Source organism: Pseudophaeobacter sp. C1-32P7 (assembly GCF_041008775.1).
GTDB lineage: Bacteria > Pseudomonadota > Alphaproteobacteria > Rhodobacterales > Rhodobacteraceae > Phycobacter > Phycobacter gallaeciensis_A.
The window spans coordinates 339,952-364,160 of record NZ_JAXGFR010000003.1; the positions used below are offsets into that span (position 1 = coordinate 339,952).

A 24,209-nucleotide genomic window follows, 5' to 3' on the forward strand; every position below is an offset into this window, starting at 1 on the left:
GAGAATTTTAATATCTCTGTCTGAATGGCCCCCGCGTGCGGTCAGGCCAAATCAGGGGCCGATCCCCGGTTAAAACGGCTGGCGTTCAACCGGGGATGCAGGCGTATCTCAGGCCAGACGCCCGTGGCAATGTTTGAACTTCTTGCCCGATCCACAGGGGCATTTGTCATTGCGCGACGGGTTGCCCCAGGTTTCGGGATCATCCTCGACAAATCCGGGCGCGGGCTCTTCCGCGAGTTCAGCAACAGCTTCGCCTTCTGCAGCAGGCGCAGGTGCGCCGCCAGCGGAGGCCATTTGCTGCATGGCGGCCTGGCGGGCTGCCATTTCCATCATCATCTGGCGCTGCTCTTCTTCGTTCATCGGACGCACGCGGCTCAGCTGCTTGGCAACGTCTTCGCGCAGGGAGTCGAGCATGCTTTCGAACAGCTGGAAGCTTTCGTTCTTATACTCGTTCAGCGGATCACGCTGCGCATAACCGCGGAAGCCCACGACCGAGCGCAGATGCTCCAGCGTCAGCAGATGTTCGCGCCACTTGGCGTCGATGGTCTGCAGCAGCACCTGCTTTTCGATGTTGCGCATGTTTTCCGGACCGAAGGCTTCGGTCTTTTCCGCCATCAGCGCATCGCTTGCGGCCTCAAGCCGTTCGCGGATCTGTTCGTCATCGACGCCTTCCTCGGCAGCCCATTCGGCCACCGGCGCGTCGATGCCCAGCCCTTCAAGTACGGCAGCCTGAAGGCCTGCCGTGTCCCACTGTTCGGCGTAGGTCTTGGGCGGCATGTAAGTGTCGATCAGGTCGTCGATCACCTCGTGACGCATATCATTGACGATCTCGGACAGATCCTCTGCCGCCATGATTTCACGGCGCTGGCCAAAGATCACCTTGCGCTGGTCGTTCATCACGTCGTCGAACTTCAGAACGTTCTTGCGCATGTCAAAGTTGCGGCCTTCGACCTTGGCCTGGGCGCGTTCCAGAGACTTGTTCACCCAAGGATGAATGATTGCTTCGCCTTCTTTCATGCCCAGCGAAGACAGGACCTTGTCGAGACGCTCGGACCCGAAGATGCGCATCAGGTCGTCTTCGAGGCTGAGATAGAACCGGGTACGGCCGGGGTCACCCTGACGGCCCGAACGGCCGCGCAGCTGGTTGTCGATACGGCGGCTTTCGTGGCGTTCAGAGGCCATCACGAACAGGCCGCCCGCGTCCAGAACCTTCTGCTTTTCTTCGGCGTGTTTGGCTTCCTCGGCGGCGCGCAGCTCGGCAGGGTCGGCATCGGGGTTGGCCTCAAGCGCGGCCATCACCTTGATGTCGACGTTGCCGCCCAGCTGAATATCGGTACCCCGGCCAGCCATGTTGGTGGCGATGGTCACCGCGCCAAGCCGCCCGGCATCGGCGACGATCTGCGCTTCCTGCTCGTGGTGGCGCGCGTTCAGCACGTTGTGTTCGATGCCTTCCTGCTGCAGCATCTGGCTCAGCAGTTCGGATTTCTCGATCGAGGTGGTGCCCAGAAGAACCGGCTGCCCCTTGGCATGGGCCTTCTTGGTCTCTTCGATCATCGCGCGGTATTTTTCCATCGCGGTGCGGTAGACCTGATCGTCCTCGTCCACCCGTGCAATCGGCCGGTTGGTCGGAACCTCGACCACGCCCAGACCATAGATCTCGGCGAATTCCTCGGCTTCGGTCATGGCAGTACCGGTCATGCCCGACAGGCGGTCATAAAGGCGGAAATAGTTCTGGAAGGTCACCGAAGCCAGCGTCGTGTTCTCGGGCTGGATCTGCACCTCTTCCTTGGCTTCGATGGCCTGATGCAGGCCTTCGGACAGGCGGCGCCCAGCCATCATGCGGCCGGTGAATTCGTCGATCAGCACAACCTCGCCATCGCGCACGATGTAGTCCTTGTCACGCTGGAACAGTTTATGCGCGCGCAGGGCCTGGTTGACGTGGTGCACCACGGTGGTGCTTTCGGGGTCATAGAGCGAGGCCCCCTCTTCCAGCAGGCCGCGTTCGATCAGCTTCTGCTCAAGGTATTCGTTGCCCTCTTCGGTGAAGGTCACACCGCGGGTCTTCTCGTCGATCTCGTAGTGTTCCTCGCTCAAGAGCGGGATCACCGTGTCGATGGTGGTATAAAGCTCGGAGCGGTCTTCAGCCGGGCCGGAAATGATCAGCGGCGTACGTGCCTCGTCGATCAGGATCGAGTCGACCTCATCGACGATGGCAAAGTTGTGATACTTCTGGAACACCTGGTCCAGGCTGGGCTTCATGTTGTCGCGCAGGTAGTCAAAGCCCAACTCGTTGTTGGTCGCATAGGTCACATCGGACTGGTAAGCGGCCATCTTCTGATCGTCGGGCTGACCGGACCAGATCACGCCTGTGGTCATGCCCAGCTGTTCAAAGACCTTGCCCATCCATTCGCTGTCACGTTTGGCTAGGTATTCGTTCACCGTAACCACATGCACGCCCTTACCGGTCAGCGCATTGAGGTAGGCCGGGAAAGTGGCGACAAGTGTCTTACCCTCACCCGTTTTCATCTCGGCGATATTGCCCTGATGCAGGAAGACACCGCCCATCAGCTGCGTATCAAAGGCCCGCAGACCCAGCGCCCGGCGGGCCCCTTCGCGTACGTTGGCAAAGGCTTCGGGCAACAGAGCGTCGAGGGCTTCACCGTCCAGCGCGCGTTTGCGCAGCTCTTCGGTTTTCTCGATCAGACCCTGGTCGCTGAGCTTTTCGAATTCGGGTTCCAGCGCGTTGATCTTTGCGATCAGCGGCCGCGTCGCCTTGATTTTTCGGTCATTCGGTGTGCCGAAAATCTTTTTGGCGAGTGTTCCGATACCCAGCATGTGCTCTCCCACGGTCCTGTCATGGCTTCTGACCTAAGGCAGGCTTGCCCGCCCTGCCCGCAACCCATAAACAAAGGTGGAAACGACGGTCCTGCCATTGGCCCTAAGGCGATGTAAGCGGCAGGCATATAAGTGTCAACGCCGCGCCATGCTGCGGCCAGGGAATAGGAAGAATTGAATGCTGAAAGGTCTCACTTTTCTGCGAGGCGCGGCAACTGCGGCCCTGATGGCGCTGCCTTTGTCGGTACAGGCCGCACCGCATGCCAATACCGTGGTGGCCTCAGTCAACGGCGAAGAGATTACTTTGGGTCACATGATCATGGCCCGTGAAAACCTGCCACAGCAGTACAAGCAACTGCCGGACGAGGTGCTGTACAACGCCATTCTGGACCAGCTGATCCAGCAGACAGCGCTGAAACAGCAACTGCATGGCGAAGTGCCCCATTACGTGGAGCTGTCGGTCGAAAACGAAAGCCGGGCGTTGCTGGCCGCTGATGTCATCGAAATGGTGATGGCCAACGCAACCGGTGAGGAAGCCCTGCGCGCGGCCTATGACCGTAAATACTCTACCGGCGATGGCGGCGATGAATTCCACGCGGCGCACATTCTGGTGGAAACCGAAGAAGAAGCCAAAAAGATCAAGATGGAGCTGGAAGACGGCGCCGATTTTGCCACCACTGCCAAGGCGCGGTCGACCGGCCCCTCCGGGCCAAGCGGCGGTGATCTGGGCTGGTTCGGGCTGGGTAGTATGGTTCCCGAATTCGAAGAGGCTGTACTTGCCATGCGGTCGGGGGATATCTCTGATCCGGTGAAAACCCAGTTCGGCTGGCACGTGATCCTGCTGCGCGAACGGCGCAAATCTGCCGCGCCCAGCTTTGACGAAGTGCGCGGCGAGCTGGAGCAGGAACTGCGGACACGCGCCGTCGAAGATCGCGTCAACGCACTGACAGCTGAGGCCACCATCGAACGACCCGAAATCGAAGGGCTGGACCCCGCGATGATTAAAGATCTTGGCCTTGTAAGGAACTGATCCGATGGCAAAACCTCTGCCCCGTTCTCCACTGGCTCCGGCCGGATTTCCCGATCTTCCCACGATCAAAGGCGTGCGGTTCGCCACCGCAGCCGCTGGTGTAAAATACAAGGAGCGGACCGATGTGATGCTGGCGGTACTGGATCCGGGCACCACGGTTTCCGGGGTGTTCACTCGCTCCAAGACGCGATCTGCACCTGTGCGCGATTGTCAGGAGAAACTTGGGGGAGACCCTTCGGCTAGCGCCGCGATTCTGGTCAACTCGGGCAATTCCAATGCCTTTACCGGTCATCACGGGCAAACCTCGGTGGCAGAGATCGTCGCCGCCGTCTCCGGCATCACTGGGGCACCAGCGGGGCGCGTCTTTACCGCCTCGACCGGGGTGATTGGTGAACCGCTGCCGCATGATCGGATCGTCGCCAAAATCGCCGAGCTGAATGATGGGCTGAATGCCGCTGCGCTGGAAGCAGCAGCCGCCGCCATCATGACCACCGATACCTTTGCCAAGGGCGCTGGCGCCACGGTCACCATCGACGGGCAGACCGTGAACATCGCCGGGATCGCCAAAGGATCTGGCATGATTGCCCCTGATATGGCGACCATGCTGGTCTATATCTTCACCGATGCCAAGGTCGAGCAAAGCGCGCTGCAGGCGCAGCTGGCCAAAATCTGTGACCGGACCTTCAACTGCATCACGGTAGACAGCGACACCTCGACCTCGGACAGCCTGATGCTCTGCGCGACCGGCGCATCGGGCGTTGATGCAACCGGGAACCCGGAGTTTGAGCAGGCGCTGGAGGGCGTGATGCTGGATCTGGCGCATCAAGTCGTCCGCGATGGGGAAGGCGCTACGAAGTTCGTCGAGATCCAGGTGACCGGCGCCGAAAGCGACGCAGATGCCAAGACCCACGGGCTGGCGATTGCCAATTCGCCTCTGGTGAAAACCGCAATCGCGGGTGAGGACCCCAACTGGGGCCGCGTGGTGATGGCAATCGGAAAATCCGGCGCTGCGGCGGACCGGGACCTGCTGTCGATCTCCTTCGGCGATGTTCTGGTGGCCGAAAAAGGCTGGGTTGCGCCCTCATACAAGGAAGAGGACGGCGCCGCGCAAATGAAACAGGACGAGATCACGATCAAGGTGGATCTGGGTCTTGGCGATGGCGCGGCAACGGTCTGGACCTGCGATTTGACCCATCAGTATATCACCATCAACGCGGATTACCGGTCATGAAAACGGTTCTCGTCTCGGCCGTGGCCCTGATCGACGTCGAAGGGCGGATCCTGCTGGCGCAGCGCCCCGAAGGCAAATCCATGGCCGGGCTTTGGGAATTCCCCGGCGGCAAGGTTGAAGCCGGGGAGACCCCCGAAGTGGCGCTGATCCGCGAACTGGAAGAGGAGCTGGGCATCAACACCTGGCAATCCTGCCTAGCGCCGCTGACCTTTGCCAGCCACAGCTATGAAGATTTTCACCTGCTGATGCCGCTGTTTGCATGCCGCAAATGGGAGGGCATTCCGCAGGCCCGGGAAGGCCAGGTTCTAAAATGGACGCAGCCGCAAGAGCTGCGTGATTACCCGATGCCTCCGGCCGATATTCCGCTGATTCCGATCCTGCGGGATTGGCTGTAGCGTTCAAAAACTGGCGGTCCGCCCGGCGGGCTGCCCTCTGCATACCCCGAATTTCCCCTCCAATCCGGACGCAATTTACTACCGGATATTGGAGATTTGTCGGTAGAAACACTAGCCATTGTAGCTTTGGCGCATGTCGTCAAGATTTTGTTAACCAATTTGTCAAAAACTGGTTACACTATCTGGCAGTGAACCTTTTTGAACTTCTCCCTGACGAAGGATCAGACAACAGGTGGACCTATTTGGGCACGTGTTTTCTGGTCCGGGACAGGTTCATGCAGGCACACATTAACGACCGCAACGGGGTGCCGGTAGGCGCGGCAGAACGCCTCCGAAGACCACCGATTTTCGCGGCACACTGAAGACCCACTGAAGACCAATCACTCACGGCAATAGACCTCCCACCACCTCAAAGATGCAAAAACCCCGGCACAGAGGCCGGGGTTTTGACTGTTTCTGAGTGTCGCAGCGCCTTAGTCGAGCTTACGTTCAACTTCCTGACGCTCGAAGATCTCGATGACATCGCCTGCGCGGATATCTTCGTAGTTCTCAAAGGCCATACCGCATTCCTGACCGGACTGAACCTCTGCGACTTCATCCTTGAAGCGCTTCAGTGTTTTCAGCGTGCCTTCGTGGATCACCACGTTGTCACGCAGCAGACGCACACCAGCCGAGCGACGGGCAACGCCTTCGGTGACCAGACAGCCGGCAACCTTGCCGACGTTGGAGACCTTGAACACGTCCTTGATGGTCGCGTAGCCGATGAAGTTTTCCTTGATCTCGGCCGACAGCAGGCCCGAGGCCGCCGCTTTCACGTCATCCACAAGGTCATAGATCACCGAGTAATAGCGGATCTCGACGCCCTTCTGGTTGGCAGTGTTACGGGCCGAGGTATTGGCACGGACGTTGAAGCCCATGACCGGCGCACCGGAAGCTTCGGCCAGGCCGATATCGGTTTCGGTGATGGCACCAACACCCGAGTGCAGCACGCGCACGCGCACCTCGTCGTTGCCGATCTTCTCCATCGCCTGAACGATCGCTTCGGCAGAGCCCTGCACGTCTGCTTTGACCAGGATCGGCAGTTCGGAGACGTTTTCGTCTTCCTTAGCCTTGGCCATCAGCTGTTCCAGAGTGGTCGCAGCACCGGCTGCGGCGCGTTTGTCCTTGGCGGCCTGCTCGCGGTATTCCGCGATTTCGCGGGCCTGTGCCTCGGTCTCGGTCACGTTCAGCACGTCACCCGCTTCGGGCGTGCCGTTGAGACCCAGAACCTCGACCGGAACCGACGGACCGGCTTCCTTGACGCGCTCACCCTTGTCGTTGATCAGCGCACGGACCTTACCGTACTGCTCACCCACAACGAAGATGTCGCCCTGATGCAGGGTACCGTTCTGAACCAGAACAGTGGCAACCGGGCCGCGGCCCACGTCCAGCTGTGCTTCGATCACGGCGCCTTGGGCGGCACGGTTCGGGTTGGCTTTCAGTTCCAAGATTTCCGCCTGAAGCGCGATGGCTTCCAGCAGTTCATCCAGACCCTGGCCGGTCACGGCGGACACTTCCACGTCCTGAACGTCGCCGGACATGGCTTCCACGATCACCTCGTGTTGCAGCAGCTCGGCACGCACCTTGTTCGGATCGGCGGCAGGTTTGTCGATCTTGTTGATCGCCACGATCATCGGAACACCGGCAGCCTTGGCGTGGTTGATCGCCTCGATGGTCTGCGGCATGACCGAATCGTCGGCAGCCACAACCAGAACCACGATATCCGTCACCTGAGCACCGCGAGAGCGCATCGAGGTGAAGGCCGCGTGGCCCGGCGTATCGAGGAAGCTCAGTACGGTACCGCTATCGGTGGTCACCTGATACGCACCGATGTGCTGGGTGATACCGCCTGCTTCGCCAGCCACAACCCGCGCATCGCGGATCGCATCCAGCAGCGAGGTTTTACCGTGGTCGACGTGACCCATGATGGTGATCACCGGCGGACGCGGCTGCAGATCTTCTTCCTTGTCCTCGACCTCTTTGATCACGTCTTCGACGTCAGAGTCGGAAACGCGGACAACTTTGTGGCCGAATTCTTCGATGATCAGCTCAGCCGTATCGGCGTCGATCGACTGGTTTTGGGTGACCATCATACCCATGTTCATGAGCGATTTGACCACGTCACCAACGCGTTCCGCCATACGGTTTGCCAGCTCGGAAACAACGATGGTTTCCGGCAGCTGCACGTCACGGATGACCTTTTCACGCTCGACGGTGCCCATTGCCTTCTGACGCGCGCGCTCCTGCTTGCGCTTCATTGCGGCCATGGACCGCTGGCGGCCACCTTCGCCGGTTGCCTGACCCAGTGTCAGCTTACCCGAACGGCGACCTTGGTCGCGGCCTTTGCCACCACGGCCACGCTCTTCGCGTTCGCGGTCGGCTTTGCGCGGGGCCTGGGCTGCGGGTTTGGCCGCAGAACGACCTGCGGCGGGACCGGCAGATTTTGCCTTCTCCGGCTCTGCTGCCGGAGCCGCTGCTGCACGCTTGGCCGCTTCTTCAACTTCGAGGCGCTTGCGCTCTTCCTCTTCCGCCTTGCGACGTGCTTTTTCCTCGGCTTCGCGCTGTTCGCGTTCCTTGGCTTCCTGCTCGGCGCGGCGGCGCTCACGCTCTTCGGCACGGGCCTTTTCCTCGGCCTCGCGCTGCGCGGCTTCTTCGACTTCACGCGCCTTGGCAGCCTGCAGCGCCTTCAGGCGGCGGGCCATTTCCGCGTCGGTGATGCCGGCAGGTCGACGGGATCCATCCGTCGCGGGAGACGCACCACTGCCGCCTTTACCCGCACCCGGCTTGGGAACCACAACGCGTTTGCGCTTGGTTTCCACTACGACATTCTTGGTCCGCCCATGGCTGAAGCTTTGTTTCACGTTCCCAGGCCGGGAACCACCACGCAAACCCAATGTCTTTTTGCCGTCACTATCGCTCATAAAGCTCTTTATCCTTCCGTGCGGCCCTTGCCGCCCACCATTTCGCGCAAACCCTGCAATCGTTGCGCTTCCTCTACAACACGTTTGCTGAGTCCACCAGAGGCCAGCGCCGCATGTATCACAGTTTGACGCCCAAATGCCATCCCCAGCTCATCCGCAGAGAGGCAACCGATATAGTTCCCCCGGTGCGGCGTGCTCAGTTTCGACTTTCCACGCCCGGATCCGTCAGCCGCCTGAATCAGCACACTCGCCTCTTCCTTCAGCAGCCAATCCTTGACTTTTTCATAGCCACCGACCGCATCACCCGACTTGCGGGCCAGGCTGATCAGATCAACGAGACGGCGCAGAACCTGCCGCTCCACCTCGTCTGCAAGGTCTTCGGGCACCTTCACCTGGGCCTTGAAGCCACGGGCGAAGAGTTTCTTCTTTACCGCCGTATCTAACGCAGAACGGCTGGCGGTCACATAAACGCCCCGACCGGGGAGTTTACCGAACACATCCGCAACGACCTGCCCGTCGGGGTCCATCACGAACCGGATGAGGCCCTGCTTGGGCTGGACCTCACCTGTTGCGATGCACTTTCGCTCCGGGCCGTCTGACCGGTCTTTTTCGGCGCCTCCGCGAGCCATTCAGCGTCTCCTTTCAGGAGCAGCGGGGATCAGACCCCGGCCCCTGTGTCAGCGGCTTCTTCGTCACCTTCGGCCTCGTCATCTTCCGAGACTTCCGGTTCCAGTTCGGCGGGATCAACCCAGCCCAGCAATACGCGGGCTGTCATGACCATATCCTGTGCCTCTTCCAGCGACATGCCGAAAGGTTCCAGAATACCGTCGTCCTTGATCCGTTCGCCGCCATCCGTGGTCCAGCCGCCGGCCAGTTCCCAGTCCGCGCAGGTGGCAAAGTCTTCCAGCGTCTTGATGCCGTCCTTTGCCAGTGCCTCAATCATCTGGGGTGTCAGACCGTCAAAGTCAATCAGGCTATCCTCTGCGCCCAGCGCACGGGCGGCATCAATCGCTGCCTTGGCCTTGGCTTCGAGGTAGTCACGGGCCCGGGCCTGCAGCTCTTCGGCGGTGCCTTCGTCAACACCGTCGATGACCAGAAGTTCATGGAGCTCCACATAGGCAACCTCTTCAAGGCTGGTGAACCCTTCGGAGACCAGCAGCTGGGCAAAGAATTCGTCCAGATCCAGAGTTTCCATGAACAGGCCAGTGCGCGCTTCGAATTCCTTCTGGCGACGCGCCGATTCCTCTTCCTCGGTCATGATGTCGATGTCGAGACCGGTCAGCTGCGAGGCCAGACGCACGTTCTGACCACGGCGGCCGATCGCGAGGCTCAGTTGCTCCTCGGGGACCACGACTTCGATCTTACCAGCTTCTTCGTCCAGAACCACTTTCGACACTTCGGCCGGCTGCAGCGCGTTAACGAGGAAGGTCGGCTGATCTTCGTTCCACGGGATGATGTCGATTTTTTCACCCTGCAGCTCGTTCACAACGGCCTGCACGCGGCTGCCGCGCATACCGACGCAGGCGCCCACGGGGTCGATGGAACCATCATAGGAAATCACGGCGATCTTCGCGCGCGAACCGGGATCACGGGCAACGGCCTTGATCTCGATGATACCATCATAGATTTCAGGCACTTCCATCTTGAACAGCTCGGCCATGAATTCCGGCGCAGTACGGCTGAGGAAGATCTGCGGGCCGCGCGGTTCGCGGCGCACATCCTTGATGTAGCAGCGGATACGATCGTTCGGACGATAGCTTTCGCGGCCGATCTTCTCGTTGCGGCGCAGGATCGCTTCGCCAGCGCCCACATCGACGATGACGTTGCCGAATTCTTCGCGTTTGACCAGACCGTTGATGATGGTACCGGCGCGGTCCTTGAATTCTTCGTACTGGCGGTCACGCTCTGCTTCGCGGACCTTCTGCAGGATGACCTGCTTGGCCGATTGGGCCGCGATACGGCCCATTTCTACCGGCGGAACCTCTTCCACATAGGTGTCGCCCACCTTGGGATCAGCCATGTACTGCTTGGCCTGTTCGACGGTCATTTCCGACTGGTAGTTTTCCAGTTCTTCATCTTCGACGACCGAGCGGACGCGGGTAAAGGTGGCCTTGCCGGTCTTGCGGTCGATGGACACACGGATGTCCATTTCGCTGCCGTAGCGGCTTTTGGCCGCCCGGGCGAGGCTTTCTTCCATGGCTTCGACCACCAGGCCGGGGTCGATCATTTTCTCGCGCGCCACGGCTTCGGCGGTTTGCAACAGCTCAAGCTGGTTTGCAGAGGTGATGGCCATTACTTGTTCTCCTCTTCGGACCCTTCGGTCACCTCGCCCTCAAGGGGCGTATCTTCGATAACGTCGTCAAAAGCATCTTCGTTCAGCGTGCCAGCCGCCTTGCGCTGGCGCAGCATTTCCTTGATCAGATCGTCGGTCAGCACCAGCTTGGCATCGCTCAGCCAGTCGAATTTCAGACCGATGGTCACGGGCTCGCCGTGTTCCTCAATATTGATCAGAACCTCGTCATCCTCGACACCGGCCAGCTCGCCCTTGAAGCGGCGACGACCGTCGATCAGCTCGGCGGTTTCCAGCTTGGCCTCATAGCCTTCGAACATGTCAAAGTCCTTGAGACGCGTCAGGGGGCGGTCGATGCCGGGGCTGGAGACCTCAAGCGCGTAGGCATCAAGGATCGGATCCTCGACGTCCAGAACTGCGCTGACGGCATTCGAAATATCGGCACAATCATCAACTTCGATCCCGCCATCGGGTTTGTCGGCCATGATCTGCAGGGTTGTCGTCTTGCCGGACATCAGCCGGATACGGACCAGCTCATAGCCCAGATCCTCGATCACCGGGGTGATGATCTCGGCAAGGCGGCGGTCAATCGCGGCTTTGGCAATCAGGTCGTTGGTCATTCGGGTTCCAGCTGTCTTTCGGACACAAAAAAACGGGCGCGCGGCCCGTTGAAAATCCCGGTGGAGCCTTGGACCAGAGCCCAACGCGCCGCTGTTGTGAAAGGCATATACGCTTGATGGGGCGAATCTGCAAGGAGAAGTTCGAAACCGGGCCTGTGCCCCGGTCAGATCCGCCACCAGCGTTCGGCAATACGGCCATCATCCAGCGCCGCGCGGCGGCCCACGGTGCGGGGCATGCCCACATCGCTGCGCGCCGCCAGCGCCATGTCGCTGGCCGAAGGATGATACAGGAATCCGCCCTTTTCGATCAGCGCTTCTGGCGCGGGCAAGGCGGCCACATCAACATAGCCATCACGCAGTGCCTCGGCCCGCACGCGGGCATCCGGGATGACGATCACCTCGACCGTATCCACCCAGCCTGCCTGCCCGGCCTTGTAATGATCGGCCAGTTTTGCCGCGCGGAAATGCCGCCCGTCCTGCGCCCGCTCGACGCGGTAACAGCCGGTGCCCACGGCCTGCGCCAATGGCAGATCCACCTGGCCCGCCGGAGCGATGACATGCACCGGATCCGCCAGAAGGTAAGGAAGATGGGGGTTTGCAGCCGTCAGCTGGATCTCGATCCGATGGTCTGCGACCTGCTGCACCAAGGCAACCTCGGCGCCGTCGATACCGCGCCCGCTCAGCGAGGCAACCACATCCGCCGCCGTCATGGCCGCGCCATCATGGAACCGCACGTCGCTGCGCAGATCAAAGGACCAGGTCCGGGCCGCGTCGCTGCTGTGCCAGCCCTCGGCCAGCTCGCCCCGCAACACGCCATCGGGCGCGATCTCTGTCAGGGTGTCGAAGACGGCGCCACGCGCCACCTGCTCCATCAGCCCGTCCTGACGCGGCACCGCAAGACGCAACACGCCGCCCGCACGCGGCGCCGCCGCCAATGACGTGCCTGTCGCCGCCAGCAAGGCAGCCGCAGCACCAGAGGTGAACAGCGCGCGGCGGTCGATACGGGTCATGGCAGCATCTCCTCGGCAATCCGGTCCATCGTGCGCACCAGTTCGGCACTGATTCCCGGCTCCGACAAGGCATGACCTGCATTGCGGATCATTTTCAACTCGGCATTTGGCCACAGCTCGTTCAGGCGCCAGGCCGAGGTCGGCGGGCAGATCATGTCGTAACGGCCCTGCACGATGATGCCCGGAATATGGGAAATCCGCCCCATATTGGCGAGGATCTGCCCATCGAAATCCAGAAAACCGCCATTGATGAAATAGTGGTTTTCCAGCCGGGCAAAGGCGCGGGCATAATCGCCGGGGCTTTCGCCGCCATGACCGTTAGAATGGACCGAGGCCAGGGCGTTCTCCCAGGATGACCAGGCACGACCGAATCGGATTTCCTCGTTCACATCGCCGGAAAACAGCCGCTTGTTATAAGCGGCGATCATATCGTGCCGCTCGTCATGCGGGACCAGCGCGACAAACCGCGCCCAGGTTTCCGGCCAGAACCGCCCGGCGCCGCCCCCGTAAAACCAGTCGAGTTCGCTTTGTGTCATCAGGAAGACACCGCGCAGGATGATGTGCTGCACGCGCTCCGGGTGCGTCTGCGCATAAATCAGCGCCAGCGTCGCCCCCCAGCTGCCACCGAACAATAGCCAGCTGTCGATCTCCAGCAGGCGGCGGATCTCCTCCATATCGGCAACCAGATGCCAGGTGGTGTTATCCTCGCAGGAGGCATGCGGGCGCGAGCGGCCGCAGCCGCGCTGATCAAAAAGAATCACCCGATAGATATTGGGATCGAAATAGCGCCGCATCGCCGGGCTGCTGCCGCCGCCGGGACCACCATGACAGACAATCACCGGAATGCCCTTGGGGTTGCCCGATTGCTCAACATAAATGCTGTGGCCCTGCCCCACATCCAGCATACGCTGGTCGTAGGCATCGACCGGAGGATAAAGATACTGCACTGCGCGCTTTTGGTCCGAGTATTTGTCCATTACTGACCTAACTAGTCTGTTAGACACAAAAGAACACACGGAGACAGGAATGCAAGCGCCTCAGTCCACGGTAGACCCGTCCGAGATCGCCAAATTCGAAGCAATGGCCGCGGAGTGGTGGGATCCCAACGGCAAGTTCAAGCCGTTGCATATGCTGAATCCCTGTCGGCTTGATTACATCACCCAGCAGATCGCCGGGGAATTCGGCCGTGATCTGACGCAGCCGGAGCCATTCAAGGGCCTGCGCCTTCTCGACATCGGCTGTGGCGGCGGGTTGTTGTCGGAACCGATGGCGCGCCTTGGCGCCGAGGTCGTGGGGGCCGATGCCGCCGCCGGCAACCTGCCGGTGGCGCGGATTCATGCGGAACAATCCGGCCTTACCATCGATTACCGCCACACCACTGCCGAGGCACTGGCCGAAGCCGGTGAACAGTTCGACGTGGTTCTCAACATGGAGGTGGTTGAACATGTGGCCGATCCGCTGAGCTATCTGACCGCAACGCGGGAGTTGCTGAAACCGGGTGGTTTGCAGATCTGCTCCACCATCAACCGCAATCCCAAAAGCTATGTCATGGCCATCTTTGGCGCCGAGGTGGTGATGCGCTGGCTGCCGCGTGGCACGCATGAATGGAACAAATTCATCACGCCGGACGAGTTGTTCGAGCTGCTGCGCAAGGCGGGGCTGGAGCCAGTCGACCGTAAGGGGTTCGTGTTCAACCCGGTGACCTGGGGCTGGTCGATTTCTCCGCGCGATCTTTCGGTCAACTACGTCACGGCCAGCACCAAACCCGCCGCGTAACAAGGTGACGGATAACCGCCTCCTATCCTTTCGTATAGGAGACCTAATCCCTCTGCGTACTTGGCGTTTGACTCGATTTAGTATAAAACCGTCCGATCGGTTGGGTTTTAGTCTGACCGATACCGGGCCTTGGCCCTTAACAGAGTGAATGCTGTACCCGATGGCCTATCGGCACAATGCGAAATGATCGCTGCCACCACTCACGCGGCCAGATGGGAAATTGAGAAAGGGATGCCCGTTACACGGCATCCCTTTCTTTTTGGGGCACAGGCAAACGCAAGGCATGGAGGCCGCGCCGGGCGGCGCTTAGTCGTCTTCCAGCTTGCTGCGCAACTCCCGCAGGATCGGAAGTGCGGCACGCACCCGGTCGCCACCCAGCTCATCCACCACTTCGGAGATTACCGGCACGATACTGGCCAGCGCCGCATCGCGCGCCTGCCTGCCTGCGGGGCTGATCGCCACCATCTTGCGGCGGGCATCATCCCAGTCGGGACGGATATGCACATAGCCCGCCATTTCCAGCTTGTTCAGCGTATTGGTCATGGCACCGCGGGTGACGTGAAACGCCTTCGCCAACTGCGCCGGAGAGCGTTCCAGCCCGGCCCGCGCCAGATGGTTCAGAACCGAAAAATGCGACAGTTCCATTCCCTTGGGCAGGGCCTTGCCCAGCCGCGAGCGCGCCAGCTGGTCGGCCATCAGGATTTCACTGAACAGCGAAACGGCCAGAGAATGTGATTCTTCCATCAGGGTCCGTCGAACTCTCGATCATGGGTCAGCGCAGGAACACGTTTGCGTGCTTCTGCCACTTTTTCCATATCAAGATCAACGCAGACAACCCCGGGATCGGTCCCGGCGTCCGCCAGAATCTCTCCCCAGGGCGCCACAACCAGCGAATGCCCGAATGTGCGGCGCGATGCGCCCCGGCTGGCTGGATGGGTCCCAGTCTGGGCAGGCGCCAGCACGTAGCATCCCGTCTCTATCGCGCGGGCCTGCAGCAGCGTGTGCCAATGGGCGGCGCCGGTCACGTGGGAAAAAGCTGCCGGAACCGTCAGCACCTGCGCCCCGGCCTGCGCCAGCGTCCGGTGCAGATGGGGAAAGCGCACATCATAGCAGATGGTCATGCCGATCCTGGCAAAGGGAGTCTCTGCCAGCACCGCGCGGGTGCCGGGGCGATAGCCATCCGATTCGCGGTAGGTTTCCTCAGGCGTGACCTCCACATCGAACATGTGGATCTTGTCATAGCGGGCGGCGATCCCGCCATCGGGGCCGATCAGGAACTGGCGATTGGCAAAGCGCCCATCCGCATCGTGGGTCTTGATGCCGAGCGAGCCGAGCACCAGCCAGACGCCCAGTTTCGCGGCCTGGTCGCGCAGGGCAGCCAGGGTCGGATCGTCTTCTTCGTGATGCAGGACGGCTTTCTGATGCGCGCGGCTGGTCGAAAGGCAATTGGTGACCTCGGGCGTCAGCACGAAACCGGCGCCCTCGGCCACCGCTGTGGCCATCATGGCGCGCACGCTGTCCAGATTCTCGGCTGGATCATCGCTTGAGGTCATCTGCAACAGGGCTGCGCGCATCAGGTGGGTCTCCGGTTTCAGGCGGACAGCAACTGATCCAGTTTGCCGGCCTGTTCAAGCGCGTAAAGCTCATCACAACCGCCCACATGCGTGTCGCCGATAAAAATCTGCGGCACCGTGCGGCCCCCGTTCGCGCGCTGGATCATTTCAGGTTTGCGTTTCGGGTTCATCATAACGTCGACCTCGGAAAAGGTCACACCCTTCTGGTTCAAAAGCCGTTTTGCGGCGTGGCAAAAGCCGCACAGAGGCGAGGTGTAGATTTCCACCGGTTTCATGCAGGTCTCCAATATATTCGGTTTTTTGCGTTTGTGAGGGATATGGGGCCGCATTGCAATCTTTGCCAGAGGCACCGGTCAGGCGGTCACGCATGCGTGACGCGGGCCAGAACGACGATCCGCACCTCTTCCGCACCAGCGCGCAGGCAGACATCGGTGCAGGCCGACAGGGTCGCCCCGGAGGTCATCACATCATCCACCAACAAGACGTTGCGACCGCTCAAGGCAGGCGCCTTGCGCGGCGGCACCCCGATCACATCGCCCAACAGCCGGAACCGTTCGGCGCGCGACCGCCCGTCCAATGACGGCGTTCTGCGGTGGCGGCGCAGCAGATCGGGGCAATATTGCAGCCCAGCGCGGTGTGCCAGCGCCCTGGCCAGCACGGCGGACTGATTGTAGCGGCGTTTCAGAAGTCGGCTCCAGTGCAGGGGCACCGGGCAGACCAGCGGACTATCCTGCAGCAAAGGTTCCGCCACCCGCGCCATCCAGGCCGCCGCCGGAGTAGCAATATCAAGCCGGTCCCCATGTTTCAGCGCCAGCACCAGCTCGCGCGCCTTGCCGCCATAGACAAGCGCAGCGCGGCCTCGGGTCCAAGGGCGGGGTGTCGCCATGCAATCATCGCATTCGATGCGAAATCCGTCGCTCTCCCCGGGCAGGGGCACCCCGCAGCCTTCGCAAACCGTGCCGGAAATGAACTCCGTCTCGCGCCAGCAGGGGCCGCACAGGCCCGCGTCCTGTCCGACCAGCCCGCCGCAGCCCAGACAGCGCGGCGGATAGATCAGTGAAACAGCGGTTTGAAACTGCGCCAACAGCATTTAAGTAGCCCCCCATGACGCAAAACACACAACACCAGCCACAGCTGTTTGACAGGCAGGCTTTGGCAGCGCATCGGGCCCGGCGGCAGCAAGAGGCCCTGTTCCTGCACCAGATGGCACGGGACGAGGTCGAAGATCGCCTCAGCATGGTTAACAGAACCTTTACCGCCCCTGCGGTGGTGTCTCCTTTTGCGGAGATTTGGGACGGTGCCCTTGGCGGTGCGACCTGCGTGGCGGACGAGGATGTTCTGGATCTGCAGCCCGGCGCCCATGACGTGGTGATCCATGCGATGGGCCTGCACTGGGCCAATGATCCGGTTGGCCAGCTGATCCAGTGCCGCCGCGCCCTGAAGGAAGACGGGTTGCTGCTGGCGGTGATGCTGGGCGGGCAGACATTGCAGGAGCTGCGCGTGGCGCTGGCCGGAGCAGAAACCGAGGTACTGGGCGGGTTGTCTCCGCGCATCGCCCCGATGGGCGAGGTCCGCGATCTGGGCGCCTTGCTGCAACGGGCCGGGTTCGCCCTGCCGGTGGCCGATGTGGTGCCGCTGACGGCGGAATACCGCGACCTGATGCATCTGATGCGCGAATTGCGGGCCATGGGAGAGACCAACGCCCTTACATCCCGCCTGAAACGCCCGGTCCCGCGCCGCCTGTTCCACCGTGCCGAAGAGATCTATCGCCAGCACTTCGAGACCGAAACCGGCCGCCTGCCCGCCAGTTTCGAACTCATCTGCCTGACCGGCTGGTCCCCCTCCGAAAGCCAGCAGAAACCGCTGCGCCCCGGCTCGGCCCAGATGCGGCTAGCGGATGCCCTGAAAGTGCCGGAAACCAAGCTGCCCGACTAGGCCCGCGCCACTGCGGACGATAGGCAAACGCGATGGCAGCACAAATTTGATCCGATTGGTCTTTGACCGCGTATGCCATTACTATTGCGCCGAAACACAAAGCCTCAACCGCACAGGACACATCAATGCTGGATTCGACCTCAACTGCAAAATGCCCTGTTCATGCTCCTGCCGACCACCCCAAGGTGCAGCCGGAAAAGGTGGGCATTCTGCTTGCGAACCTCGGCACCCCGGATGACTATAGCTACTGGCCCATGCGCCGCTATCTGAGCGAATTCCTGTCGGACAAGCGGGTGATCGACTACCCGTCGTGGAAATGGCAGCCGCTGTTGCAGCTGATCATCCTGACCAAACGTCCGTTCAGTTCGGGCGAGGCCTATAAATCCATCTGGAACCATGACAAGGGCGAAAGCCCGCTGATGACCATCACCAAGGACCAAACCGCCAAGATGGCAAAGGTGATGTCCGACCGGTATGGCGATCAGGTCATGGTCGATTTCTGCATGCGCTATGGCAACCCGTCGACCAAGTCCAAGGTCCGCGAAATGGTCAAGGCGGGCTGCCAGAAGATCCTGTTCGTGCCGCTATATCCGCAATACGCCGGCGCCACATCGGGCACCGCGAATGACCAGTTCTTCCGCGCCCTGATGGAAGAGACATGGCAGCCCGCCGCCCGCACCATTCCTGCCTATTTCGACGAACCCGCCTATATCGACGCGCTGGCGCGTTCCGTCGAAGAGGCCTATGCCAAGGCGTCGAGTCGCCCCGATATCCTTGTCGTGTCCTACCACGGGATGCCGAAACGCTATCTGATGCAGGGCGATCCCTACCACTGCCAGTGCCAGAAAACGACGCGCCTTCTGAAGGAACGCCTTGGCTGGGAAGACACCCAGATTACGACGACCTTCCAATCGGTCTTTGGCCCCGAGGAATGGCTGAAACCCTACACCGTTGATCACGTCGCCACGCTGGCCAAGGAAGGCAAAAAGAACATCGCCGTGATCGCCCCGGCCTTTTCCGCCGACTGCATCGAAACGCTGGAAGAGATCAACGAGGAGATCAAGGAAAGCTTCGAAGAGGCGGGTGGCGAGGACTTCCTCTATATCCCCTGCCTCAACGATGATGACGATCACATCGCCGCATTGGCCGGTGTCATCGAACAGAATTTGAAAGGCTGGGTGGACTAACGCCGCGCCCCGGTTCAAATAGGATCCAATATTGGGTTACCGCCGAAGCGGCGGATCGGGGGGGTTTATGACACAGGCGCATTGGGCAGCCGCATTTGCGGCACATTGGGGGATCGAGGCGGAGCTGACCCGCCTTGATGGCGAATACGATCTGAACTTTCTGGCGCTGGCGGCGGATGGCACCGGCTATATCGTCAAGGCCATGCGCCCCGGCTGCGCGCAGGATCTGGTCGATATGCAGGTGCAGGCCCTCGACCATATCGCCAAATCCGCGCCGGATCTGCCCTGCCCGCGTGTGATCCGGGCTAGCAACGGCGCCGCAATGTGCGCGATTGCCGATGAAACCGGCGCCGAACGGCTGATCTGGGTCATCAACCAGCTGCCCGGCCGCTGCTACGCCAAGGCCGCACCGAAATCAGCCGACCTGATCCACGAGGTTGGCGCGGTGCTGGGAAAGACCGACGCGGCATTGGCGGATTTTCAACATCCGGGCCTTGAGCGGGATTTCAAATGGAACCTGATGCAGGCCGGGTGGATTGCCGATGATCTGGATTGCATTGCCGATCCGGCCCGCAGGGCCCTGCTGACCGATATTCATGCCGCCTTTGCCGCACTGGTACCCGACCTTGCCAAGCTGCCCCAGCAGGCCATCCACAACGATGCCAATGACTACAATATCATAGTCTCGGGAGAACTCAGCGAGGCGCGCCGGGTGTCCGGCCTCATCGACCTTGGCGATATGTGCAACGCGCCGCGCGTCTGCGATCTGGCGATCGCGGCCGCCTATATCGTTCTGGACCATCCCGACCCCGAGGCCGCGCTGGCTGCGCTGGTGTCCGGCTATCATTCCGCCTGCCCACTGACCCCAGCGGAGGTAGACATGATCTGGCCGCTGTTGCGGGCGCGGCTTGCGGTCTCAGTGGTGAACTCCACCTTGATGGCCGCCGAGAACCCCGATGATCCTTACGTGACCATCTCGCAGGCGCCTGCTTGGCGGTTCCTCGAAGGCTTTGACCTGAACGCCAAGCTGGTGAACGCCCGCCTGCGCGCCGCCTGTGGTCTGCCGGTGGTGGAGGGCGCCGATCGGGTGCTGGCCTGGCTTAATGCAGAACGCGGCAATTTTGCTCCCCTGATGGGCGCGGACCTGAGCGACGTGCCGATGGGGTCGCTCTCAGTCGAAAACGCAACATGGCCACAGAACCCGTTCGATATGCCGCTGGAAGAAGCCGCCCGCGTCGGCGAGGAATACGGCACCGGCATCTGGCTTGGCTATTACAACGAACCGCGGCTGATCTACACCGCGCCCGCCTTTCGCAAGGGGCGCTGGAAGGCCAGCAACCGGCGCACCGTGCATCTGGGCGTCGATGGCTTTGCCCCGGCGGGTGCGCCGCTTTATGCGCCGCTGGCGGGAGAGGTCTTCATCGTCGAGAACCGGGCGCATCATCTGGACTATGGCGGCACCATCATCCTGCGCCATGAGACACCGGCGGGAGACACCTTCTACACCCTTTACGGTCATCTGGATCCGGAGTGCTGCGACCGCCTGAAACCTGGCGACACCGTGGCGCGGGGCGAAGCCTTCTGCCGCCTGGGCGATCCCACCCAGAACGGCGGTTGGGCACCGCATGTGCATTTCCAGCTGGCGATGACCACCGACGGGATCGAGGCAGACTGGCCCGGCGTCGGTGACCCGGACGAGATGTACCTGTGGCACGCGATCTGCCCCAACCCGGCGGCGCTGATGAACCTGCCCGATGACAAGACCGGCTATCAGCCGACCGACAAGGGTGAAGTCCTGAAAGGGCGCCGCGCGCATTTCGGCGGCAACCTAAGCCTCACCTACTCCGATCCGGTGATGCTGCTGCGGGGCTGGAAACACCACCTGTTCGATGAATGGGGCCGACCCTATCTGGACGCCTATAACAACGTGCCGCACGTGGGCCACGCCCATCCGCGCATTCAGGCGGTGGCGGCGGATCAGCTGAAGCAGATGAACTCCAACACACGCTACCTGCACCCTGCGCAGGTCGCCTTTGCAGAGAAGGTGCTGTCGAAACTGCCAGCCCCTTTCGAGGTCTGTTTCTTCGTCAACTCCGGCACCGAGGCGAACGAGCTGGCCCTGCGGCTGGCCCGCGCCCATACCGGCGCCAAGGGCATGGTGACGCCAGACCACGGCTATCACGGCAACACCACCGGCGTGATCGACATCTCCGCCTACAAATTCAACGCCAAGGGCTGCGTTGGCCAATCGGACTGGGTGGAACTGGTCGAGGTCGCGGACGACTATCGCGGCAGCTTCAAACGCGACGATGCGAACCGAGCGCAGAAATTCGCGAACCTCGTCGATCCTGCGATTGCCAAGCTGAAGGACAAGGGACACGGGCTGGCCGGGTTTATCGCCGAAACCTTCCCCTCGGTCGGCGGGCAGATCATCCCGCCCAAGGGGTACCTGCCGGCGGTCTATGAAAAGGTCCGCGCCGCCGGGGGCATCTGCATCGCCGACGAAGTGCAGACCGGTCTGGGACGGCTCGGGGACTATTACTTCGGCTTTGAACACCAGGGCGCGCTGCCCGATATCGTGGTGATGGGCAAGCCCATCGGTAACGGCCACCCGCTGGGTGTTCTTGTCACCACCCGCGCCATTGCCGACAGTTTCGCCAAGGGGCCGGAGTTCTTCTCGACCTTCGGCGGCTCGACCCTGTCCTGCCGCATCGGCAAGGAGGTGCTGGACATCGTCGATGACGAAGGGCTGCAACAGAACGCCAAGGCCATGGGCGACCAGCTGATGGCAGGACTGCGGCAGCTTGAGGCGAAACATGCCTGCGTCGGTGATGTGCGCGGCATGGGGCTGTTTCTGGGGCTGGAGCTGATCAACGCAGATGGCAGCGAGGCGACCGGGATCTGTTCATACGTCAAGAACCGCATGCGCGATCACCGAATCCTGATCGGCAGCGAAGGACCCAAGGATAACATCCTGAAGATTCGTCCGCCGCTGACCATCGACAGCGATGACGTGGAGATGATCGTGCAGACGCTGGATCTTATTCTGGATGAGGTCGCCACCCTCTGAGGGCGGCCCCACCGGACACTCTGTTTCCGGCCAGCAGGCAATAAAAAAGGCGGTGGAAAACCACCGCCTTTTTAAATCTTGCAAGAAGCAATTAGTTGCTTGCGACAGCTGCGCCAACCAGGACCAGCAGCAGCAGCGGCAGCAGGATGCCGGAAGACGAGCTTTCGGCCTGCTCAACGATTACCGGTGCTTCGATAACGGGCTCTGCCAGGTTGCCGGCAGAAGCGGTGGAAGCGGCGGCAGTCAGAGCAGCTGCGATAACGATTTTTTTCATGTTAACCTCCAGAATTCGCGTCGGACACAACAATGGCCTACGCACCCAAGACTTATCTCGTATTTTTTTCTAACCAAGTAACCCTCGGGAATGCAAATGCTTGTTTAAAAGGGCAGCCTTGCGCGTGCGGCAATGTCGTCAAATTAGCAACACTTGCGTGCCCACCTTGGTCAGCTGAAACAGCTGCGCGATGTGCTCGTTATAAAGCCCGATGCAGCCGTTCGACGATTTCCGCCCAATTTTGCGCGTATCGTGGGTCCCATGGATGCGGTAGAACTTCCAGCTGAGATACAAAGCATGTGATCCCAATGGGTTATCCGGTCCTGGCGGGATGTATTTTGGCCATTCAGGGTTCCGTTTCAGCATGTTCGGCGTCGGCGACCAGCTGGGGCCATCAACCTTGCGGATGACCGAAGTCCGACCCCGGCGGGTCAGATCATCGGACAAGGGCACCGAAGAGGGGAACAATTTGTAGACCGATTCATCCTCTGACCAGTAATGCAGCGCCCGGCTATCGATATCGACGAGAATCGCCCCTTTGCGCAGATTGTCGAAATAGGGCCTCCAGTTTTTGGCGCGGAAGGCCGAGATATTGCGTTTGACCGGCGGTTCCGGCTCTGGCGGCGGGCGCAGGGGATCATAGGCAACATCCTCGTCCTGCGCGACACCTTCGGCGAGGGCCGGAGAGGACAGCAGCGCCGCCGACCCCGCCAGAAATTGGCGCCGGGACGGTTTATCAAACAGACTGTGGGTCATGGTCTTTCCCTGCAGGTAAACATCAAAATACTGGCGGTATATTATGGCTCTTAAGCCTCAGTCGCAAATCAAACCGCCGATTAAGGGTCCCGAATGGCCGACGCAGGTTTGCACCTGCGCCTCAGGAAGGCTAAGTGCAGGAACAATGAAACTGAGCGAGATGCATGATGACGCGTGTTTTCCTGATCCTGGCTGCTGCCTTCGTTACCCTTGCTGCGGCCTGTACTCCGGTCCCTCAGACGGGTGAGGGCGGCGGAACAGTCTACAGGATCCGCAATGCCGACAAAGTACAGATCCGTATGCTCGATTCGGTTAATGCGCTGCGCCAGGCGGCCTCTGCCCCGCAGGTCCAGCTGAATGCCCAGCTGAACGCCGCTGCCGCCACCCATTCGCGTGACATGTCGGTTCAGAACCGTCCCTGGCACTTCGGCTCAGACGGGTCCTCGCCGCTGGATCGCGTCGCCCGCACTGGCTACCCCGGCTCCATGCTGGGCGAGGCGATTTCGGAAACCTACGAGAACGAGCTTCAGACCCTGACCGCCTGGATGGAAGACCGCGGTACCCGCGCGGTGATTCTGGATCCCAAGGCCACCAACATGGGCTTTTCCTGGTACCAGGAACCCAACGGTAAGATCTGGTGGACGCTGGTGATGGGCAACTAAAAGCCCGCTCACCGGGCAGCACTGCCCCAGGCTATCGGGACAGGCTGCGGATTCTCGACGCCCTCAGGGGCGCAGGGAAATCAGGGTGCCGGTCTGAACCATGGCGTAGACCTCTTCGATCTCGTGGTTCTTGACGGCGATACAGCCTGCTGTCCAATCCTTGACCCGCGCCGCGCGCTTGCGGTCCTTGTGGTCATTCGGCTCTCCGTGAATGAAGATCTCTCCACCCGGCTTTTTCCCCAAGGATTGAGCATGGGCGACATCCGCCGAGTTGGGATAAGAAATGCCCACCGACAGGTGAAAGCTGCTGTTCGGGTTGCGACGGTCAATCAGATAGGTGCCTTCCGGCGTCTTACCGTCGCCTTCGACACGCTTGGCCCCGTCCGGCGCAAAGCCAAGATCGACCTCATATTCGCGCAACACATCCTCGTTGTTGAGAAGATACATTTTACGCGCGCCCTTGTTGACCACGATTGAGGTCACCTCGGGGCCTGAATAGCTTTTGAACTTGCTCTCAGCCTGGCTGCACCCTGCAACCATCGCACAAGAAACCGCTCCGAGCCCGAATAACCGCCTGTCCATTTTCGAACCTGTTTTTATTGAC

The 24,209-nt window shown here is 61.0% G+C and carries 22 protein-coding genes; 8 read left to right on the forward strand and 14 right to left on the reverse strand.

Going from position 1 to position 24,209, the window contains the following annotated elements:
• Window positions 1-108: 108 nt before the first annotated feature.
• Entirely contained in the window at window positions 109-2,835 is a 2,727-nt protein-coding gene (gene secA, locus SM763_RS06545; RefSeq protein ID WP_274829348.1) for a preprotein translocase subunit SecA, read from the reverse strand.
• A 178-nt stretch (window positions 2,836-3,013) separates the two neighbouring features.
• Here secA and SM763_RS06550 point away from each other — a divergent pair, with 178 nt between their 5' ends.
• The 3 genes from SM763_RS06550 to mutT are packed head-to-tail and all read left to right on the forward strand — an operon-like array spanning window position 3,014 to window position 5,491.
• Window positions 3,014-3,865, forward strand: coding sequence for a peptidylprolyl isomerase (locus SM763_RS06550; protein ID WP_274829347.1), 852 nt, complete (start codon window positions 3,014-3,016; stop codon window positions 3,863-3,865).
• Between the two features lie 4 nt (window positions 3,866-3,869).
• A complete protein-coding gene (gene argJ, locus SM763_RS06555; protein WP_368998022.1) occupies window positions 3,870-5,096 on the forward strand; it encodes a bifunctional glutamate N-acetyltransferase/amino-acid acetyltransferase ArgJ in 1,227 nt (408 codons plus the stop codon).
• The gene (gene mutT, locus SM763_RS06560) at window positions 5,093-5,491 is read left to right on the forward strand and encodes an 8-oxo-dGTP diphosphatase MutT (RefSeq protein ID WP_368998023.1); all 399 of its coding nucleotides are present in this window, start codon (window positions 5,093-5,095) and stop codon (window positions 5,489-5,491) included. Before argJ ends, mutT begins: the two co-directional genes overlap by 4 nt.
• 473 nt (window positions 5,492-5,964) lie before the next feature.
• Here mutT and infB read toward each other — a convergent pair whose 3' ends face one another.
• The 6 genes from infB to pip all read right to left on the reverse strand — a co-directional run bounded on the left by infB (window position 5,965) and on the right by pip (window position 13,348).
• Window positions 5,965-8,451 carry a translation initiation factor IF-2 gene (gene infB / locus SM763_RS06565; RefSeq protein ID WP_368998024.1) on the reverse strand — a complete coding sequence of 829 codons (2,487 nt, stop codon included), beginning with the start codon at window positions 8,449-8,451 and terminating at the stop codon, window positions 5,965-5,967.
• Window positions 8,452-8,459: 8 nt separating this feature from the next.
• A complete protein-coding gene (locus tag SM763_RS06570) occupies window positions 8,460-9,080 on the reverse strand; it encodes an RNA-binding protein (protein ID WP_368998025.1) in 621 nt (206 codons plus the stop codon).
• A 29-nt stretch (window positions 9,081-9,109) separates the two neighbouring features.
• On the reverse strand, window positions 9,110-10,744 hold the full coding sequence (gene nusA / locus SM763_RS06575) for a transcription termination factor NusA (RefSeq protein WP_368998026.1): 1,635 nt from the start codon (window positions 10,742-10,744) through the stop codon (window positions 9,110-9,112).
• Window positions 10,744-11,361: a ribosome maturation factor RimP gene (rimP, locus tag SM763_RS06580; protein ID WP_065272077.1), complete on the reverse strand. Its 618-nt coding sequence runs from the start codon at window positions 11,359-11,361 to the stop codon at window positions 10,744-10,746. The genes nusA and rimP overlap by 1 nt, the downstream gene beginning before the upstream one ends.
• A gap of 164 nt (window positions 11,362-11,525) precedes the next feature.
• Window positions 11,526-12,371 (reverse strand): ABC transporter substrate-binding protein, encoded by an 846-nt coding sequence (locus SM763_RS06585; protein WP_368998027.1) that lies wholly within the window; start codon window positions 12,369-12,371, stop codon window positions 11,526-11,528.
• Window positions 12,368-13,348 carry a prolyl aminopeptidase gene (gene pip, locus SM763_RS06590; protein ID WP_065272074.1) on the reverse strand — a complete coding sequence of 327 codons (981 nt, stop codon included), beginning with the start codon at window positions 13,346-13,348 and terminating at the stop codon, window positions 12,368-12,370. Before pip ends, SM763_RS06585 begins: the two co-directional genes overlap by 4 nt.
• A 49-nt stretch (window positions 13,349-13,397) precedes the next feature.
• Here pip and ubiG point away from each other — a divergent pair, with 49 nt between their 5' ends.
• Window positions 13,398-14,147: a bifunctional 2-polyprenyl-6-hydroxyphenol methylase/3-demethylubiquinol 3-O-methyltransferase UbiG gene (gene ubiG / locus SM763_RS06595; protein WP_368998028.1), complete on the forward strand. Its 750-nt coding sequence runs from the start codon at window positions 13,398-13,400 to the stop codon at window positions 14,145-14,147.
• A gap of 306 nt (window positions 14,148-14,453) precedes the next feature.
• On the opposite strand, the gene SM763_RS06600 is transcribed toward ubiG, so the two are convergent.
• The 4 genes from SM763_RS06600 to SM763_RS06615 form a co-directional block, all read right to left on the reverse strand.
• Complete coding sequence (locus tag SM763_RS06600; protein ID WP_065272072.1) at window positions 14,454-14,891, reverse strand: MarR family winged helix-turn-helix transcriptional regulator; 438 nt, start codon at window positions 14,889-14,891, stop codon at window positions 14,454-14,456.
• The gene (locus SM763_RS06605) at window positions 14,891-15,721 is read right to left on the reverse strand and encodes a carbon-nitrogen hydrolase family protein (protein ID WP_368998029.1); all 831 of its coding nucleotides are present in this window, start codon (window positions 15,719-15,721) and stop codon (window positions 14,891-14,893) included. The genes SM763_RS06600 and SM763_RS06605 overlap by 1 nt, the downstream gene beginning before the upstream one ends.
• 17 nt (window positions 15,722-15,738) lie before the next feature.
• Entirely contained in the window at window positions 15,739-15,996 is a 258-nt protein-coding gene (gene grxC, locus SM763_RS06610) for a glutaredoxin 3 (RefSeq protein WP_065273656.1), read from the reverse strand.
• Window positions 15,997-16,082: 86 nt separating this feature from the next.
• Window positions 16,083-16,811 (reverse strand): double zinc ribbon domain-containing protein, encoded by a 729-nt coding sequence (locus SM763_RS06615; RefSeq protein ID WP_368998030.1) that lies wholly within the window; start codon window positions 16,809-16,811, stop codon window positions 16,083-16,085.
• 14 nt (window positions 16,812-16,825) lie between these two features.
• On the opposite strand from SM763_RS06615, the gene SM763_RS06620 reads away from it, so the two are divergent.
• The 3 genes from SM763_RS06620 to SM763_RS06630 all read left to right on the forward strand — a co-directional run bounded on the left by SM763_RS06620 (window position 16,826) and on the right by SM763_RS06630 (window position 21,913).
• Window positions 16,826-17,656, forward strand: coding sequence for a methyltransferase domain-containing protein (locus tag SM763_RS06620; protein WP_274837875.1), 831 nt, complete (start codon window positions 16,826-16,828; stop codon window positions 17,654-17,656).
• Between the two features lie 125 nt (window positions 17,657-17,781).
• The gene (gene hemH, locus SM763_RS06625; RefSeq protein WP_065272068.1) at window positions 17,782-18,843 is read left to right on the forward strand and encodes a ferrochelatase; all 1,062 of its coding nucleotides are present in this window, start codon (window positions 17,782-17,784) and stop codon (window positions 18,841-18,843) included.
• Window positions 18,844-18,910: 67 nt separating this feature from the next.
• Window positions 18,911-21,913: an aminotransferase class III-fold pyridoxal phosphate-dependent enzyme gene (locus tag SM763_RS06630; protein WP_368998031.1), complete on the forward strand. Its 3,003-nt coding sequence runs from the start codon at window positions 18,911-18,913 to the stop codon at window positions 21,911-21,913.
• 91 nt (window positions 21,914-22,004) lie between these two features.
• Here the strand turns inward: SM763_RS06630 and SM763_RS06635 are convergent, their stop codons facing one another.
• Entirely contained in the window at window positions 22,005-22,187 is a 183-nt protein-coding gene (locus tag SM763_RS06635; protein WP_368998032.1) for a hypothetical protein, read from the reverse strand.
• A gap of 138 nt (window positions 22,188-22,325) precedes the next feature.
• Window positions 22,326-22,943 carry a L,D-transpeptidase gene (locus SM763_RS06640; RefSeq protein ID WP_065272065.1) on the reverse strand — a complete coding sequence of 206 codons (618 nt, stop codon included), beginning with the start codon at window positions 22,941-22,943 and terminating at the stop codon, window positions 22,326-22,328.
• 167 nt (window positions 22,944-23,110) lie between these two features.
• Here SM763_RS06640 and dalA point away from each other — a divergent pair, with 167 nt between their 5' ends.
• On the forward strand, window positions 23,111-23,605 hold the full coding sequence (dalA, locus tag SM763_RS06645) for a divisome-associated lipoprotein DalA (protein ID WP_065273655.1): 495 nt from the start codon (window positions 23,111-23,113) through the stop codon (window positions 23,603-23,605).
• Window positions 23,606-23,668: 63 nt separating this feature from the next.
• Here dalA and SM763_RS06650 read toward each other — a convergent pair whose 3' ends face one another.
• Window positions 23,669-24,187 carry a L,D-transpeptidase family protein gene (locus SM763_RS06650; RefSeq protein WP_065272064.1) on the reverse strand — a complete coding sequence of 173 codons (519 nt, stop codon included), beginning with the start codon at window positions 24,185-24,187 and terminating at the stop codon, window positions 23,669-23,671.
• Window positions 24,188-24,209: the final 22 nt, after the last annotated feature.

Excerpts from the sequence above, each read along its gene's own strand:
- dalA (WP_065273655.1), top strand. The coding sequence starts at position 23,111 with ATGACGCGTGTTTTCCTGATCCTGGCTGCTGCCTTCGTTACCCTTGCT.
- ubiG (WP_368998028.1), top strand. The coding sequence starts at position 13,398 with ATGCAAGCGCCTCAGTCCACGGTAGACCCGTCCGAGATCGCCAAATTC.
- SM763_RS06620 (WP_274837875.1), top strand. The coding sequence starts at position 16,826 with ATGACGCAAAACACACAACACCAGCCACAGCTGTTTGACAGGCAGGCT.
- mutT (WP_368998023.1), top strand. The coding sequence starts at position 5,093 with ATGAAAACGGTTCTCGTCTCGGCCGTGGCCCTGATCGACGTCGAAGGG.
- SM763_RS06650 (WP_065272064.1), bottom strand. The coding sequence starts at position 24,187 with ATGGACAGGCGGTTATTCGGGCTCGGAGCGGTTTCTTGTGCGATGGTT.
- SM763_RS06635 (WP_368998032.1), bottom strand. The coding sequence starts at position 22,187 with ATGAAAAAAATCGTTATCGCAGCTGCTCTGACTGCCGCCGCTTCCACC.
- SM763_RS06570 (WP_368998025.1), bottom strand. The coding sequence starts at position 9,080 with ATGGCTCGCGGAGGCGCCGAAAAAGACCGGTCAGACGGCCCGGAGCGA.
- secA (WP_274829348.1), bottom strand. The coding sequence starts at position 2,835 with ATGCTGGGTATCGGAACACTCGCCAAAAAGATTTTCGGCACACCGAAT.
- nusA (WP_368998026.1), bottom strand. The coding sequence starts at position 10,744 with ATGGCCATCACCTCTGCAAACCAGCTTGAGCTGTTGCAAACCGCCGAA.
- argJ (WP_368998022.1), top strand. The coding sequence starts at position 3,870 with ATGGCAAAACCTCTGCCCCGTTCTCCACTGGCTCCGGCCGGATTTCCC.
- rimP (WP_065272077.1), bottom strand. The coding sequence starts at position 11,361 with ATGACCAACGACCTGATTGCCAAAGCCGCGATTGACCGCCGCCTTGCC.
- pip (WP_065272074.1), bottom strand. The coding sequence starts at position 13,348 with ATGGACAAATACTCGGACCAAAAGCGCGCAGTGCAGTATCTTTATCCT.
- hemH (WP_065272068.1), top strand. The coding sequence starts at position 17,782 with ATGCTGGATTCGACCTCAACTGCAAAATGCCCTGTTCATGCTCCTGCC.
- SM763_RS06640 (WP_065272065.1), bottom strand. The coding sequence starts at position 22,943 with ATGACCCACAGTCTGTTTGATAAACCGTCCCGGCGCCAATTTCTGGCG.
- grxC (WP_065273656.1), bottom strand. The coding sequence starts at position 15,996 with ATGAAACCGGTGGAAATCTACACCTCGCCTCTGTGCGGCTTTTGCCAC.
- SM763_RS06585 (WP_368998027.1), bottom strand. The coding sequence starts at position 12,371 with ATGACCCGTATCGACCGCCGCGCGCTGTTCACCTCTGGTGCTGCGGCT.
- SM763_RS06605 (WP_368998029.1), bottom strand. The coding sequence starts at position 15,721 with ATGCGCGCAGCCCTGTTGCAGATGACCTCAAGCGATGATCCAGCCGAG.
- SM763_RS06600 (WP_065272072.1), bottom strand. The coding sequence starts at position 14,891 with ATGGAAGAATCACATTCTCTGGCCGTTTCGCTGTTCAGTGAAATCCTG.
- infB (WP_368998024.1), bottom strand. The coding sequence starts at position 8,451 with ATGAGCGATAGTGACGGCAAAAAGACATTGGGTTTGCGTGGTGGTTCC.
- SM763_RS06630 (WP_368998031.1), top strand. The coding sequence starts at position 18,911 with ATGACACAGGCGCATTGGGCAGCCGCATTTGCGGCACATTGGGGGATC.
- SM763_RS06615 (WP_368998030.1), bottom strand. The coding sequence starts at position 16,811 with ATGCTGTTGGCGCAGTTTCAAACCGCTGTTTCACTGATCTATCCGCCG.
- SM763_RS06550 (WP_274829347.1), top strand. The coding sequence starts at position 3,014 with ATGCTGAAAGGTCTCACTTTTCTGCGAGGCGCGGCAACTGCGGCCCTG.